The sequence below is a fragment of the Agrobacterium sp. CMT1 genome (assembly GCF_037203725.1).
Classification (GTDB): Bacteria; Pseudomonadota; Alphaproteobacteria; order Rhizobiales; family Rhizobiaceae; genus Agrobacterium; species Agrobacterium pusense.
Genome location: NZ_JBBCAR010000002.1, coordinates 386501 through 403033 on the forward strand (window position 1 = coordinate 386501; position 16533 = coordinate 403033).

Below are 16533 nucleotides of genomic sequence, written 5' to 3' on the forward strand. Positions count from 1 at the left end.
CAACACCAGTAATTGGGGAAGTGAAAGCGGTATGGCAACGAGGCAATCAAGTTACAATTACGAGGAGATCCTGTCCTGCGGTCGCGGCGAATTGTTCGGCCCGGGAAATGCACAGCTCCCATTGCCCCCCATGCTCATGGTTCACCGCATCACCGAAATTTCAGAAACCGGCGGCGCGTTCGACAAGGGTTTCATCCGTGCCGAATATGATGTCAGCCCCGATGACTGGTATTTTCCCTGCCATTTCCAGGGCAACCCGATCATGCCGGGGTGCCTCGGCCTTGATGGCATGTGGCAGCTGACCGGCTTCTTCCTCGGCTGGCTGGGCGAAGAAGGCCGCGGCATGGCGCTTTCCACCGGCGAAGTGAAGTTCAAGGGCATGGTGCGCCCTCACACCAAGCTCCTTCAATATGGTATTGATTTCAAGCGCGTGATGCGTGGCCGTCTGGTGCTTGGAACTGCTGACGGCTGGCTGAAGGCGGACGGCGAAACCATTTATCAGGCGACAGACCTGCGGGTCGGCCTGTCCAAGGAAAAGGCTGCCTGAGGCAGACGGAATAGTTCAGACAAACGCCGGGCGGCTTCGGTTGTCCAGCCGAAATCTTAAGAAAAGGTCCCTTTCATGAGACGAGTTGTTGTCACCGGCCTCGGTATTGTTTCTTCCATCGGCGGTGATGCCGCTGAAGTCACCGCGTCGCTGCGCAATGCCAAATCCGGCATTTCTTTTTCGCCGGATTTTGCCGAACACGGTTTCAAGTGCCAGGTCTGGGGCAAGCCTTCTCTCGACCCCACCGATCTGGTCGACCGCCGCGCCATGCGCTTCCTGTCGCAGGGCGGCGCGTGGAACCATGTTGCCATGAAGCAGGCAATCGCCGATTCCGGTCTGGAAGAGAGCGATATCAGCGGCAATGAGCGCACCGGCATCATCATGGGTTCGGGCGGTCCTTCCACCCGCACCATCGTCGAAGCTGCCGATATTACGCTGAAGAACAACAGCCCGAAGCGCATCGGTCCGTTTGCCGTGCCGAAGGCGATGTCCTCCACCGCTTCGGCCACGCTCGCGACCTGGTTCAAGATCCACGGCGTCAACTACTCCATCTCTTCGGCCTGCTCAACCTCGGCGCACTGCATCGGCAACGCCGCCGAGATGATCCAGTGGGGCAAGCAGGACGTGATGTTCGCTGGCGGCCACGAGGACCTCGACTGGTCGATGTCGAACCTTTTCGACGCCATGGGCGCCATGTCGTCCAAATACAACGAGACCCCCGACGTCGCCTCGCGCGCCTATGACGTCAACCGCGACGGCTTCGTTATCGCCGGCGGTGCGGGCGTTCTGGTTCTCGAAGAGCTGGAACACGCAAAGGCACGCGGTGCCAAGATTTATGCCGAAATCGTCGGTTATGGCGCGACCTCTGACGGTTACGACATGGTTGCCCCTTCAGGCGAAGGCGCGATCCGCTGCATGCGGCAGGCTCTTTCCACCGTCAAGGGCGACATTGACTACATCAATACCCACGGCACCTCGACGCCGGTTGGCGACAGCAAGGAAATCGGCGCGATCCGCGAAGTCTTCGGCGACAAGATCCCGCACATCCAGTCAACCAAGTCGCTGACTGGCCATTCGCTTGGCGCGGCCGGGGTGCAGGAATCGATCTACGGCCTCTTGATGATGCAGGAACGTTTCATCGGCGAGAGCGCGCATATTTCCGAACTCGATCCGGAATTTGCGGGCGTTCCGATCGTTCGCAGCCGCATCGACAATGCCAAGATCGACACCATCCTATCCAATTCCTTCGGCTTCGGCGGTACCAACGCCACGCTCGTCTTCCAGCGTCATAACGGATAATTGCCCATGAACGGCATCATGCAGGGTAAACGCGGCCTCATCATGGGCGTCGCTAACAATCACTCCATCGCCTGGGGTATCTCCAAGGCACTTGCGGCACAGGGCGCGGAACTGGCCTTCACCTATCAGGGTGAAGCGCTCGGCAAGCGTGTCAAACCGCTCGCCGCGGAACTTGGCTCCGACTTCATCGTGCCTTGCGATGTCGAAGATATCGCTTCTGTGGACGCGCTGTTTCAAACGATTCGCGAAAAATGGGGCGCGCTGGATTTTGTCGTGCATGCCATCGGCTTCTCCGACAAGAACGAGCTGAAGGGCCTTTACGCGGATACGACGCGCGAGAATTTCAGCCGCACCATGGTCATTTCCTGTTTCTCCTTCACGGAAATCGCCAAGCGCGCCGCCGAGCTGATGACGAATGGCGGCTCCATGCTGACACTGACTTATAACGGTTCGCAGCGCGTCATTCCCAACTATAACGTCATGGGCGTTGCCAAGGCGGCGCTCGAGGCTTCCGTGCGTTATCTCGCTGCCGATTTCGGCCCTCGGGACATTCGCGTCAACGCCATCTCGGCCGGCCCGGTCCGCACGCTCGCAGGTGCGGGCATTTCCGACGCGCGCGCCATTTACGCATGGAACCAGAAGAACGCGCCGCTGAGACGGACGGCGGATATCGACGATATCGGCGGCTCTGCGCTCTACCTTCTGTCCAACCTCTCGCGCGGCGTGACTGGCGAGTGCCATTACGTAGACTGCGGCTATAATATCACCTCGACACCCACGCTCGAGGTTCTGTCGAAAGCGGACGCGGAATAATCACCGTCCCTGGTTTATTAAAGCCCGGCCCCGTGCCGGGCTTTTTTCATTTGGCGTCTGTGTCATTTTCATAAATCACTAAAGTATAAATCACCGAGGTAACTGATTTTAAACATCGGTTGATTATGGTCCGCAACAATTCAACGGTTGCGCTTGCCGCATATGCTTAGAGATCGACACTGCCTCATGCGACTGGCCAAACTGAAGCCATTGCTGGAAAAATTCGGAGTTTCGCGCGACGGGACCGCAGCCATCGAATTCGCGATCCTCGCCATCCCATATTTCCTGGTTGTTTTCGCAATCATCGAAACCTTCATCGCCATGATCGCGGAGCAGGTGGTCGTCAATGCCACCGAAAGCATGGCCCGGCGGCTGAGGACGGGGCAGATCAGCAGTTCGATTTCGAAAGAAGATTTCCGAAAGAACTTCTGCAACGAAGTCTCGGTGATAATCACGTGCTCCGCGGATGAGATCAAAACGGAACAGAAGCTCTATATCGATCTTCGCTCCTTCACCACCTTCAAGGATATCCCCACCGCCATACCTTTGAAGGCCTTCGGAGAATATTACGATCTTGATACGGCGCAATTCGGCTTCAAGCCGGGTGGGCCGGAAACGATCAACATGCTGCGTGTCTATTATCGCTGGCGGGTAACGGCCGATATCATTCGCCCCTATCTTACAAAAATTCGCCCGGCCGATGGATCGATGCCTTCTCACTTCCTGATCGTCGCGACCGACGCTTTCATGAACGAAAAATACACGACAAGCGGGGGCTCCTGATGGCAGGTCTGATTGCCGCCGTGACGCAAGGCAGGCTGCGTTTCATTGCGCTTGCTTCACGCTTCGCAAGAGATCGCCGCGGTGTTGGCGCGGTGGAATTCGCGATCATTTTCCCGATATTGCTCGCACTTTATGTGACGTCCTTCGAACTCACCATCGGCTACAATACCTACAAGCGGGCAAGCAGCGCCGCCGCGACGATCAACGACCTGATTTCGAAAACGGGTTCTGTAGACAAGACCTATCTTGCAGGCATGGGGGATGTAGCATCCGCAGTCTTCGCGCCCTATAGCACGAAGGGTCTCCGGCTGAAGATCAGCGGTATCAAGATCGATGCCCAGAAACAGGCGAAAATCACCTGGTCCTGGGATGAGAAGAACCAGCGGCCCTATGCGGTCGGCTCTGCGGTGGTGGTGCCGACCCGTCTGCTGATTGCTGACAGCTTCCTCATCCATGTCGAACTTTCTGTCCCGCATGAACTGTTGATGTTCATGACCGACATCTCCTCCTCTGGCGTCAAGTCGATCACCATCGGCCGCGATTATTTCTTCAAGCAGCGCGATGCGGAGACAGTCTGCAGCAATTGCTGAATGCACCGTTGCATCCGGATCCCCTCGCGCTGACGGCTAGTAGACATCGCGAAGATAGCGCTTTTCGCGCTTCAGCTGGCTGACATATTCGCTTGCTGCTTCCGCAGAGAGGCCGGCCTCGTCAATGATGATCCGGTGCAGGGCATCGTCTACGTCCTTCGCCATGCGGGTCGCGTCACCGCAGACGTAAAAATAGCCCCCCTCTTCGAGCCACTGATAAAGCGCCTTGCCATTCTGCCGCATGCGCGTCTGCACGTAGATCTTTTCCGCCTGATCGCGCGAAAAGGCGAGATCGAGACGCGTCAGCACGCCCGCACGGCTCATTTCACCCAGCTCACTCTCGTAAATGAAGTCCGACTGCCGGTGCTGGTCACCAAAAAACAGCCAGTTCCGGCCGGTGGCGCCCCGCGCCAGCCGTTCCTGCAGGAAGGCCCGGAACGGCGCTATTCCCGTGCCCGGACCCACCATGATAACCGGCGCATCGTCTTTCTGCGGCACACGGAACGCCTTGTTGGGCGAAACGAAAAGCCCGGCCGTCCCCCCTGCCTCCACCCGATCTGCCAGATAGGTGGAGCACACGCCGCCGCGCTCGCGGTCGTGAGCGCGATAACGCACGCTGGCGATCGTCAGATGCACGCTGTTTCCCGCGGCAAGGGGGCTGGAGGAGATGGAGTAGGCCCGATGCTGCAGCGGTTTCAGGAAAGTCACGAATTCAGCAAGATCGAAAAGACGCCTGCCGCCAAGATTGAGCAGGTCGAGAATATCCTTGCTCCAGAGAAAGGCGGCCAGCTGCTCCCTGTCGCCGTTCGCAAGAACATGCGCTAGTTCGTCATGACCCGCGCGCTTGCCGATTTCGGCGACCAGTTCGCGCGAGGGCGTCGAGATTTCGAACATGCGGAGAAATGCGTCTCCCACTGAACGATCCAGCCCGGCCACTTCGCTATCGGCTTCCGCCTCGAAATGGTCGAGCAACGCACCAGCCAGTTTCGGGCAGTTGACGGGAACGACACCAAGGGCATCACCCGCCTCATAGCTGAGGCCACTTTCCCCGAGATCGAATTCGTAATGCCTGATTTCCTTCGATGAGGCCGGACCGGAAAGACGGTGATTGACGCTTAGCCGCGCCAGGTAGGGATTCTTCCGGTTCCATTCCTGTGTCGCCTGCCTGGGGAGTTGTGCCGGACGAGGCGTCACGTCAGTCGCCGCCTGGCCGCCATCGAGCGCAAGTGCAATGGGCAGGGTCTCATCGATCCAGGCGGCGGCAGCGTCCTCGAAGTCTATATCGCAATCAATCCGCGTTTTCATACGTTTGCCGCCGAGCTGCTCAAAGCGCGTATCGATGAGTTTGCCGGCCTGGCAAAATCCGTCATACCCCGTATCACCCAGCGCCAGCACGGCGAAATTCATCGCCTCCAGTCGTGGCGCACCATCAGCGGCAAGCGCTTCCCAGAATAGCTGCGCATTATCGGGCATTTCACCCTCGCCATAGGTCGAGGTCACGACAACGACTCGTTTCATCGAAGCCAGGCGCTCCATGGACACGTCGTCAAGCGCCATCACCGCCGGCTGCATACCCTGCGTGCGGGCGGCGGCGGCGATATCCATTGCCAGCGCCTCGGCATTGCCGGTCTGTGTGCCGAAGAGGATGTTCAGCACGCTCGCCGCCGTCTTGGGAGCGGCAGCGGCGACAGATGCCTCCAGGCCAATGGCGGCGCGGGAGTGGAGCCCGGCTAAAAAACCCGCAAGCCAGGCGCGCTGGTCGCCGTTAAAGGGCGCGTCTTCGGGAATGTAGGGTATCTTCATCATGCTGCCCTGTTCTGGCTGGATGCGGCGGTTAGGTCAGGAATGGCGCGGGCCGCGAAAAGCTCTTCTAAGCCCGGCAGACGACCGATCTTCTCGATGTTTTTGCGGCTCTGCTGAATGATCCAGCCATAGGTGCCTGGACTGTCCACCGACCAGATGTTGCGGCGCGCCAGTGCCTGCTTGTAGTCATCAAGTCGCTTGGCGGCGATCATCACCGCAAGCTGTCCGTCGCTATGGTCGGAAAGAGCCTCGCGCGCACATTTCATCAGACGCTGCATCAGGGCATAATCTTCCGTAAGAATGAGATTGCGCACCGCTTTTTCGATGGCGGCGTCGGAAGGACCCGATGCCATCGGCAATCGCTGCAAGGCGATGGCCTGCGCCATGCTCAACACAGTGTAATTGTTGATCAGTGCGTACATGTCTTCCGTATCCGTTTCGCCATAGGCCGGCACGGTGCCGTTCAATACGGACTTGCGATCTCGATAGGCCAGCTTGAACTTCCGCAGCTGATGGACAGCAAGTGCGGAAGCCAGTTCCTCCAGCAATTCCTTGCGCGGCTTGGCCTTGAGAATTTCGTCACTGTCCTGATAAAGCAGCAGCGCGCGTGGCATGCCGTAAACGAAATTGTGCTGTTCGCTCTCCCAGTTTTCCAGCAGCCATGCGGCCTTCGCTGAGCCAGTCTCCACCGCGTGCCAGTTCAGAAGCTGGTGAACGGCGTGACGATGGATCGCCGCCTGCTCGTCCTCGCCCGTGATGGAGCCAAGCAGGATCGAATCGTGGCTGACTTTCTTCGGCAGGTCGCCATAGGGGTCGTATTGATAGACGAAACCGCCACTCATACCGTTGCCGAAGCCCTTGCCAAAACTGCCGAGGTTAAGCACAGCACCGTTGGTCATGTATTCGCAGGCAAAATCCCCCACGCCCTCCACAACGGCGGTCGCGCCGGAGTTGCGCACCGCAAAACGGTCGCCTGCCTGCCCTTCCACAAAGGTGCGGCCGCCGGTTGCGCCGAACAGTGCGAAATTACCGACCAGCACATTCCCGCCCGCCTCCTGCGAACCGCCGCCGGGAGAACGCACGACGATGGTGCCACCGCAGGCGCTTTTGCCGACGCCGTCATTGCAGGTACCGGTATGGACCATGATCATGCCGTCGTTGCAGAAAGCGCCAAAGGATTGTCCAGCCGAACCTGATGTATCGATGCGCACCGAACCCGCTTCCAGAAATCGACGGCCACGGCTGTCCCGTCTGACGGCCGGCAGCGCATCCGCCTCTTCGCCGGAAAGCTCATGGTTCAGCATACGTTCGATATCGACGGCGAGCTGGCCGCCGACGCTCTTGTTGCAATTGTTAAGGAAACGGTTGCCGCCAAGCTCGATGCTCTCGCGCCCACCGTCGACCAGTGCCGAGCGCACGAGTTCGATGAAGGCATCGTCCAGCGCGAAGTCCTTTTCCATATAGACCGGGCTATCGATCTTCACTTCCTCGACCACGGTTAGCATTGCCCGGAGGTCAAGCTGGCCAACGCTTGCGGGATGATCGAGTAGGTGAAGAAGATCTGAGCGGCCCCGCGCTTCCCGCAGCGAACGCAGCCCGAGTGCGGCCAGGATCTCGCGCGTTTCATGGGCGATGTTCATGAGATATTGTGCCAGCGCCCGCGGATCGCCGTTAAACGCCTCCTGATTGGTGGTGAGACCGGCCGGGCATTTGATGTTGCAGTTCTTCGCCATGACGCATTTCAACATCATCAGCGCCGTGGTGCCGAATTCGAAACTATCCCCGCCGAGAAGAGCTGATTTGACAACGTCGCTCGCCGTCTGGTGTGCGCCGGAGCAGCGCAACAGCACCTTGGCGCGCAGGCCGGTGGCGCAAAGCGCCTGATGCACCTCGGCAACGCCGATTTCCGCGGCGCGACCAGTATATTTGAGGCTGGTGACGGCCGCCGCCCCCGTGCCGCCGGTATTGCCGGCGACGTTGATGACATCCGCTCCCGCCTTGGCGACACCGACCGCGATCGTGCCGATGCCTTCTGACGAGACCAGCTTGACGATGACCCGCACGCGCGCTGCCTTGGCATCGTGGATGAGTTGGGCCAGATCCTCGATGGAATAGGTATCATGATGCGGCGGCGGCGAGACAAGCTCGACGCCCGGCGTACCGCCACGCGCGGCGGCGATTTCCACCGTGACCTTTGGAGACGGCAATTGTCCGCCTTCGCCGGGCTTTGCGCCCTGGCCGATCTTGATCTCGATCTCTTCCAGCATCGGATCGGCAAGATAACCGGCCCAGACACCGAAGCGGCCCGATGCGAACTGCTTGATGCGCGAGGCGCGAATGGTGCCGTATCGCGATATATGCTCGCCGCCCTCACCGGAATTTGACATGCCGCCAACCATGTTGGTGCCATGCGCCAAAGCCTCATGGGCGGCCGCGACAAGCGCGCCATGGCTCATTGCACCAGAGGCGAGGGTCATGGTGATCTCGCTGGCATTTTGCACGGCATCGAGCGAAATGCTCGCCGGCGCGGTGCGAACAAGCGAGAGGTAATCGGAAGCCTCGCCCCTCGCCTGAACCAGAAGAGCGCCCCCTTCAAGCCAATGTCCGACTATGTCCTCGCCGAAGCGATCGATCAGCGATTGGCCAAGTGCTGTGAGCCTGGCAAGCTCATGGCCGTGCGGGCCGGTCAATTGCAGCCGGAAGGCGCCTTCCTCTGCGCCTTCGCAGAGCAAGCCCCGTACCATGAAGCTGTTATTGCCCTTGCGGGAAAACCGACCCATTTCACGGCGAAACTCTTCCGCCGAACCGGCGAACGTCACATCCGCAGGCAATTCCAGGACATCGCGCAGGGCGGCGGGGCGACGTGCTCTTTCTTCCGCCATCATACGGGCAAATGCGCGGTAGCCAGTCGTTACCTCGAAGGCATCGATCGCCTCCGGGGTCAACCGGTCAAAACTGGTGTGATAATAGGCCGCGTCGTCGAGACCGAAGGCATCTTCCAAGCGGTTGAGCGGCAGGAGACGTAACGCCTCTTCGTTTTCGGTCCCCTTGTCGAAACCGATCTTTTCCTCCGTCATATCCACGAAACCGCGCACGGCCGTCGTGCCATAGGAATGGCCGGCCCCTTCGGCACGCTCCTTGAAAAGACCGAGCAGCGGAATGTCGCTTTCTCCCTTTACAGACAGCGCCTTGCGGTGCCAGTCCGCCACGGCCTGGGCGATGACGGCGAAGCTAACGCCGCCGACCGGCGTTTTCACATTCGGGAAATAACGCTTCAGCACGTCATCTTCCGTATCGAGGAAGTTCGGCTCGAAGAACTCGCCCCCGATATAGCTTTCCGCCGTACACAGGCCCACCTTGCCCATGGTCTTCATCAGCGACTTTTCCGCCGCCTTGGCGAAGCGCTTGAAGGCCTTGTCGGCTTCGCTGCCGAATTTCTCCTCGGCGCGGAACTGCACGGCGAGCGGATAGACCGCCGAAGCGCCAAAGCCGAGACCGGCTGCAATGTGATGGGAAGAGGAGAATTGTCCACTTTCGACGATCAGCGACACACGCAGCCTGAGGCCTTCCTCGATCAGCCGCTGATTGATGGCGGAAACGACCATGATCATTGGCAAAGCGGCACGACGCGCGGAAACATGCCGGTCAGTGATCACGGCAATGCCACCTTCGCCAGCGGCAAAAGCGGCGACCTCGGCGCACAGTCCGTCTATCGCCTCTCTCAATGCCGCTTCATTGGCCTCCCCTGTATCGAAGACGGGCGCATAGAGCATTTCGAAACGGCGCACCGGCGTCTCGGTCTGCTCGCGGATGCGCAGCATATCCAGGTGGCTAAGGATTGGCGAGCGCACGACGATCTGGCGGGCCTTCTTAGCGCCGCTGTTCGGCTTGGCACCCAGGGCCACCCGTAGCGTCATGCCATCAGCTTCGCGAATACTGTCTAGCGGCGGATTGGTGACCTGCGCGAAACGCTGCGAAAAATACTTGGCGACCCCACCTTCCTGATCGGAAAGCGCGTTGATGGCATTGCCGTATCCCATCGCCGAAATTTTTTCGGAACCGGAAGCCAGCATCGGGTCCATCAGGAATTTGAAACTTTCCTGATTGTGCGAATAGGCGACGTAACGCTGGTGACGTTCGAGATCACCATTATAACGCAGCGGTGAGCCCTGCTTTTCCGCTGGCACTTCCGGCAGATCCTCCAGCATGACACGGGCTTCGCGCAGCAGGGATGAATAGTCGCGGCGCGCGGCGAGAAGCTCGAGCGCCTCGACGGTGGAAAAGGCGCGGCGCGCGGCGTGGTCGTAATAAAGCATGCCGCCCGCCTCGATGCGGCCGCGCCGGATAACGCTCTCCGCCGGAAAGGCGATCTGCCCGGCCTCCGACATGACGCAGAGATATTCGTCCGTCTCGACGGTGCGCAGCGGGCGCAGGCCAAGCCGATCGAGGCGCGCGCCGACAATAATGCCGTCGCCGAAGATCAGCGCGGCCGGACCATCATTTTTCTCCTCATAGAGAGAGAAATATTCCAGCATCGCCTTCACGTCCGGCGACAGGGTGTCGTCGTTTTCCCAGGCTGGCGGCATCATCGAGACCACAGCGGTAACGAGGTCAAGACCGTCCTCCATAACCCGCGCCTGCAAGGTCTGGTCCAGACGGCAGCTATCGGACTGGCCTTTCGGCCTGACGATGCTGGCATTCTTCGCCAGGGCGACTGCCGCTTCCGACAGGCGGTTCTTCTTGTCGGTGTTGAGTTCGCCATTATGCGCCATCAGGCGGAAAGGCTGCGCCATGGATGGGTGCGGATCGGTATTGGTGGAGAACCGCGTGTGGAAATACATCGTATGCACTTCATGGCGCGGATCCGTCAGGTCGCAGAAATAGGGCATCACCTCATGGGAGTTCAGGCGGCCCTTCAGGACCTGCGTGCGGGCGCTGAGCGAGAGCGGATAAAAGCCGCCGAGATCAGGCACGCTATACGCAAGCGCCTCGATGGCAATCAGTGCCTTGTGGATACGCCAGTCGAATTCCGCCAGAGTTGCGCATTCGGCCGGAGCAGAGAAAACCCATTGGCGGATCGGCAACTGGTAAGGGATGGCGGCAGCACGGATGGCCGCGTCATTTACCGGTACATCACGGACGGTGAGGACCGAAAATCCCTGTTCCTGCAGCGCGCTGCCGATAATGCCAACAGCCTCATGATGGAACGCGAAGTTCTGCGGCAGGAAAAAATTACCGACGCCGAAACGGCCCGCCTGCAAACCGTGTTCGCCAGTCAATTTCCGAAAGAAGGAGAGCGACAAGTCCAGGGACACCCCGGCACCATCGCCGACACCTTCCGCCGACATGCCGCCGCGATGCGGGACGGCGCAGAGCGCCTCGTGGCCGCGCTTCAACACATCGTGAGTCTGCACGCCGTCCTTGCGGGTGATGAAACCAACGCCACAGCTGCTTTTTTCAAAAGCGGCATCGTAAAGGCCGAATTTTTGCTCCGTCACGCTCAAGGCTCTCTCCTCTCATTGCGAAATTCGCGCGGCATCGCCTTTTTCCCGAATCCGGCGCGTCAGCCGGCGCTCTGCGGGCGGAGCCGCAGGCGACCTGGCTGCTCCTCTTCTTCTGCTTATCGGCGTTTGATGGCGCGAACGGTCGTTTTGCGGCCGTCAAACGGCTGGGCGGCAATCGCCGCATTTTCGCAAATAATGATCGTGTTCGTTCGCATCGCGTTCCCTAATGTTCGATTTTCAAGCGCAAAAAATACGCCGAATTACGTCAGTATTGCTTACGTAATATTTCATGATTAGGAAAGTCAAGATTAAAATCGATACGGCGCAATAAAAAAACAAAAACGCCGCGAAATCCGACAGGATTCCGCGGCGTGACTGCTTCAGGAGTTTTTTAAATTGCCCAGATCACTCAGACGGCATTTCGAGCGTGCGGCTAAACCAGAGGGCAATAAGCGTACACAGGGCGCCCGACATGAGGTAGATGCCGACCGCGAAAAGGCCGAATTTGGACGAAAATCCGAGCGCCACGAGCGGCGCGAAGCCGGCACCGATCAGCCAGGAAATGTCCGAGGTCAAAGATGCGCCGGTGTAGCGGTACTCGCGGCTGAAGCGGGAGGCGAGCGCGCCACCCGCCTGACCGAAGGACAGGCCCAGCAGCGAGAAGCCGATCAGCACAAAAAGATAACGGCCGATATCACCGGAACTGAGGAGAACGGGGGCCACAAGGCTGAAGAGACCAATCAGGACCGCCGCGATGGCCAGAAGTTTCCGCCGCCCTATGCGATCCGCCAGAATGCCCGAAACGACAATCATGCCGCCGGCAATGATGGCGCTGACGAACTGCACGAAGAGGAAGTCCGACACGCGCTGGCTGGTGTTGAGAGAAACCCAGCTCAGCGGGAAGACGGTGACGAGATGGAAGAGCGCAAAGCTCGCCAGCGGCACGAAAGCGCCGGTGACAACCACCGGGAACTGCGACCGCAGCATTCTGAACATGGGACGCGGCTCCAGTTCATGCTGTTCCAGCATGGCCTGGAATTCCGGCGTCACGATCATGCGAAGGCGGGCAAAGAGCGCAAGCACATTCAGCGCCAGCGCCACGAAGAAGGGGAAACGCCAACCCCAGGCCAAAAACTCTGCACTGGAAAGCTGCGTGACGAAAACGATGAAGAAGGCGCTGGCGAGGCCAAAACCCATGGCCGCCCCGATTTGCGGCATCATGGCGTACCAGCCGCGCTGCCTCGGCGGAGCGTTCATGGCGAGCAGCGAGACAAGGCCATCCCAGGCGCCGCCGAGGCCAAGGCCCTGGCCGATACGGAAAACCGCCAGCAGGCAGGGAGCCAGCATGCCAGCCTCGGCATAGGATGGAAGGAAGCTGATCGCCATGGTGGAACCGCAGAGCGTGAAGAGCGCGGCCATCAGCTTGACGGCGCGGCCGAACCTGCGGTCGATCTGGAGGAAGATCAGAGAACCGATCGGCCTTGCGATAAAAGCGAGAGAGAAGACAGCGAAGGAATAAAGCGTGGCCGTCAGCGGATCCACATAAGAGAAGAAGACATGCGGAAAAACGAGCGCGGAGGCGATGGCGTAAATGAAAAAATCAAAAAACTCCGTCATTCTCGCAAGAATGACTGCAATCGTAATGCGATCCGGATCGACCTTTACGGGGCCGGCACCGTGTCCGTTCGCCTCTGGCGCCTGCCCAAAAGATGGAGCAGCATTCGTATAACTCATAATATTCCTCCTGCGTCATGGACGAACCATTTCATGTAACGCGCAGGCTCCTCTTCCGTTGCGTTACGATGCGACGGATTGTCACACGCACCCTACGTAACGTCAATTGAAGTTTGAGAAGAAAGGCTTGCCCCACGGGCTTCCTATGCGATAATGCACGCGCTCCGCCTGTAAACGCAGCTTTGACCGCCACATGGTGCATCGCAAAGATTTCGCTGCACCGCGACAATATACCTCATTTGAAAAATGATGTTCGGCAATTATTCGCGGCATAATCCAAACTGTACGAGTTCAAAGAACGTGCGCATGATCAAAAAACTCCCATCCGCCCTCCTGGCAATTCCGGCAATGCTGCTGCTCAGCGGCTGTAACCTTGTTGTCATGAATCCTTCGGGCGACGTCGCCATCCAGCAGCGCGATCTTATCATCACGTCCACGGTCTTGATGCTGCTGATCATCGTTCCCGTCATTGCCCTGACGCTGTTCTTCGCATGGAAGTACCGCGAGTCGGCCAAGGCCGAGGATTACGATCCCGAGTGGCACCATTCCACGCGCCTTGAGATGGTGATCTGGTCGGCACCCGTCGCGATCATTCTGATGCTCGGTACCGTGACTTGGATTTCCACCCACCGACTCGACCCTTATCGGCCGCTGGAGCGCATCGACGAGAACCGTCAGGTCACCGCCGATATCAAGCCGATCACCGTCGAAGTTGTGGCCATGGACTGGAAGTGGCTTTTCTTCTACCCTGAACTCGGCATTGGCAGCGTCAATGAATTCGCCGCTCCGGTCGATGTTCCGATCAATTTCAAGATCACCGGCACGACGGCGATGAACTCCTTCTTCGTTCCAGCACTGGCCGGCCAGATTTATGCCATGGGCGGCATGCAGACCAAGCTGCATGCCGTGATCAACAAGGAAGGCGTCTATGACGGCTTCTCGGCCAACTTCTCCGGCCCCGGCTTCTCGCATATGCGCTTCAAATTCCACGGCCTCAGCCAGCAGGGCTTCGACCAGTGGGTGGCCAAGGCAAAGGAAGGCGGCAAGGGCTTCGGGCGCCAGGAATATCTCGAATTCGCCAAGCCTTCGGAGCGCGAGCCGGTGCAATATTTCGCTTCGGTCGATCCGGAACTCTACAGCGCCATCCTCAACCGTTGTGTGGAGCCCAACAAGCTCTGCATGCGTGACATGATGCATATCGACGCCAATGGCGGCGGCGGCAAGGAAGGCATCGACATCGCCAAGGCGCTTAACTCCGTCGTCTGCACCCCGCTTGCGCCTTATGGCGTCGCCAGCGGTCCACAATCCACTCCGGCTGCTATCGAAGGCCAGACTTTCGAACCTGCGGCGCTGCCGGAAACCAAACAAGTCGCTGGCTGACGATACGTCCCGGCATTCTGCGGCGCGGCCTGTCCGCGCCGAATTTACGTCTTTGAATCGCAAGAGGCTAAAATGGTCGTCAACTCCGATCAAACGTCGTTCCTGTTCGGACGGCTAACCTGGGAGTCAATCCCGCTTCACGAGCCCATTCTTGTCGCCACCTTCGCGGCCGTGGCTCTGGGCGGCATCGCCGTCGTCGGCGCCATCACCTATTTCAGGCTGTGGGGCTACCTCTGGAATGAATGGTTCACGAGCATCGATCACAAGAAGATCGGTATCATGTACATCATTCTGGCGCTTATCATGCTTCTGCGCGGTTTTGCCGACGCCATCATGATGCGCGTGCAGCAGGCCATCGCCTCCGGCGGATCGGAGGGATATCTTCCGCCGCATCACTACGACCAGATATTCACCGCCCACGGCGTCATCATGATCTTCTTCATGGCCATGCCGATGATCACCGGTCTCATGAACTTCGTAGTGCCGCTGCAGATCGGCGCCCGCGACGTTTCATTCCCGTTCCTCAACAATTTCTCCTTCTGGATGACCACGGCTGGCGCCGTCATCACCATGATCTCGCTGTTCATCGGTGAATATGCGCAGACGGGCTGGCTTGCCTATCCGCCGCTTTCCGGCATCGACGGAAGCCCGGGAGTGGGGGTCGACTATTATATATGGGGTCTGCAGATCGCGGGTGTCGGAACGACGCTGTCAGGCATCAACCTAATCGTGACCATCATCAAGATGCGCGCGCCGGGCATGACCATGATGCGTATGCCGATCTTCGTCTGGACGTCGCTGTGTTCGAACATCCTGATCGTGGCATCCTTCCCGATCCTGACCGCAACGCTCGCGCTTCTGACCCTTGACCGCTACGCTGGTACGAATTTCTTCACCAACGACCTCGGCGGCAATCCGATGATGTATGTCAACCTCATCTGGATCTGGGGCCATCCCGAAGTTTATATTCTGGTACTGCCGGCTTTCGGTATCTTCTCCGAAATCGTCGCCACCTTCTCGGGCAAGCGCCTCTTCGGTTACGCGTCGATGGTCTACGCCACTGCCGTCATCACCATCCTGTCCTATATCGTCTGGCTGCACCACTTCTTCACCATGGGGTCGGGCGCAAACGTCAATGCCTTCTTCGGCATCACGACGATGATCATCTCGATTCCGACGGGTGCAAAGATCTTCAACTGGCTCTTCACCATGTATAAGGGCCGCATCAAGTTCGACGTGCCGATGCTGTGGACGATCGGCTTCATGATCACCTTCGTCATCGGCGGCATGACCGGCGTCCTTCTCGCCGTACCGCCAGCGGACTTCGTGCTGCATAACTCGCTGTTCCTGATCGCCCACTTCCACAACACGATCATCGGCGGCGTGGTGTTCGGCGTTCTCGCCGGCATCGTCTACTGGTTCCCGAAGGCCTTCGGCTATCGTCTCGATCCGTTCTGGGGCAAGCTGTCCTTCTGGTTCTGGTTCACCGGCTTCTATTTTGCCTTCATGCCGCTCTATATTCTCGGCCTGATGGGCATTACCCGCCGCCTCAGCCAGTTCGAAGACAACTCTCTTCAGATCTGGTTCCTGATTGCCGCCTTCGGCGCCTTCCTGATCGCGCTCGGCATCGCCTCCTTCGTCATCCAGCTCATCGTCAGCTTCCTGAAGCGCGACAAGCTGCGTGACGTCACCGGCGACCCCTATAATGGCCGCACGCTGGAATGGTCGACGTCTTCTCCGCCGCCGCAGTATAATTTCGCCTTCACGCCCGTCATTCATGATGTTGACGCCTGGACGGACATGAAGAAGCGCGGTTACAGCCGCCCGCTGGAAGGCTTCATCCCAATCCACATGCCGAAGAATACCGGCTCGGGCGTCATCATCAGCGCCATCAGCGTGGTGCTGGGCTTTGCCCTGGTGTGGCACATCTGGTGGCTGGCAGTTCTGTCGTTCATCGGCATCGTCGCGGTCTCGATCGCCCATACCTTCAACTACAATCGCGAATACTACATTCCAGCCTCCGACGTCTCCACGGTTGAGGCGGAGCGTACCAAGCTGCTCGCGAAACAGGCGTAACGAA

The 16533-nt window shown here is 58.9% G+C and carries 10 protein-coding genes; 7 read left to right on the forward strand and 3 right to left on the reverse strand.

The window, feature by feature from the left end; all coding sequences use genetic code 11:
* Positions 1 to 31 precede the first annotated feature (31 nt).
* The 5 genes from fabA (at position 32) to WA845_RS04605 (ending at position 4032) form a co-directional block, all read left to right on the forward strand.
* Positions 32 to 547, forward strand: coding sequence for a 3-hydroxyacyl-[acyl-carrier-protein] dehydratase FabA (gene fabA / locus WA845_RS04585; protein WP_003507274.1), 516 nt, complete (start codon positions 32 to 34; stop codon positions 545 to 547).
* Between the two features lie 75 nt (positions 548 to 622).
* Entirely contained in the window at positions 623 to 1846 is a 1224-nt protein-coding gene (gene fabB, locus WA845_RS04590) for a beta-ketoacyl-ACP synthase I (RefSeq protein WP_020011229.1), read from the forward strand.
* A gap of 6 nt (positions 1847 to 1852) precedes the next feature.
* Entirely contained in the window at positions 1853 to 2659 is an 807-nt protein-coding gene (gene fabI / locus WA845_RS04595; protein ID WP_022555382.1) for an enoyl-ACP reductase FabI, read from the forward strand.
* Positions 2660 to 2845: 186 nt separating this feature from the next.
* Complete coding sequence (locus tag WA845_RS04600; RefSeq protein WP_004439213.1) at positions 2846 to 3442, forward strand: TadE/TadG family type IV pilus assembly protein; 597 nt, start codon at positions 2846 to 2848, stop codon at positions 3440 to 3442.
* On the forward strand, positions 3439 to 4032 hold the full coding sequence (locus WA845_RS04605; protein WP_037089524.1) for a TadE/TadG family type IV pilus assembly protein: 594 nt from the start codon (positions 3439 to 3441) through the stop codon (positions 4030 to 4032). Before WA845_RS04600 ends, WA845_RS04605 begins: the two co-directional genes overlap by 4 nt.
* A gap of 36 nt (positions 4033 to 4068) precedes the next feature.
* Here WA845_RS04605 and WA845_RS04610 read toward each other — a convergent pair whose 3' ends face one another.
* From WA845_RS04610 to WA845_RS04620, 3 genes are all read right to left on the reverse strand, one after another.
* A complete protein-coding gene (locus tag WA845_RS04610; RefSeq protein ID WP_112556067.1) occupies positions 4069 to 5838 on the reverse strand; it encodes a flavodoxin domain-containing protein in 1770 nt (589 codons plus the stop codon).
* Positions 5835 to 11339 (reverse strand): glutamate synthase-related protein, encoded by a 5505-nt coding sequence (locus WA845_RS04615; protein WP_112556069.1) that lies wholly within the window; start codon positions 11337 to 11339, stop codon positions 5835 to 5837. The genes WA845_RS04610 and WA845_RS04615 overlap by 4 nt, the downstream gene beginning before the upstream one ends.
* 405 nt (positions 11340 to 11744) lie before the next feature.
* Positions 11745 to 13073: an MFS transporter gene (locus tag WA845_RS04620; protein WP_004439203.1), complete on the reverse strand. Its 1329-nt coding sequence runs from the start codon at positions 13071 to 13073 to the stop codon at positions 11745 to 11747.
* Between the two features lie 306 nt (positions 13074 to 13379).
* Between WA845_RS04620 and cyoA the strand changes: the two genes are divergently transcribed.
* Both cyoA and cyoB read left to right on the forward strand, forming a co-directional pair.
* Complete coding sequence (gene cyoA / locus WA845_RS04625) at positions 13380 to 14453, forward strand: ubiquinol oxidase subunit II (RefSeq protein ID WP_034496355.1); 1074 nt, start codon at positions 13380 to 13382, stop codon at positions 14451 to 14453.
* Positions 14454 to 14525: 72 nt separating this feature from the next.
* The gene (gene cyoB / locus WA845_RS04630) at positions 14526 to 16529 is read left to right on the forward strand and encodes a cytochrome o ubiquinol oxidase subunit I (RefSeq protein WP_004439200.1); all 2004 of its coding nucleotides are present in this window, start codon (positions 14526 to 14528) and stop codon (positions 16527 to 16529) included.
* The last annotated feature ends 4 nt before the right edge of the window (positions 16530 to 16533 follow it).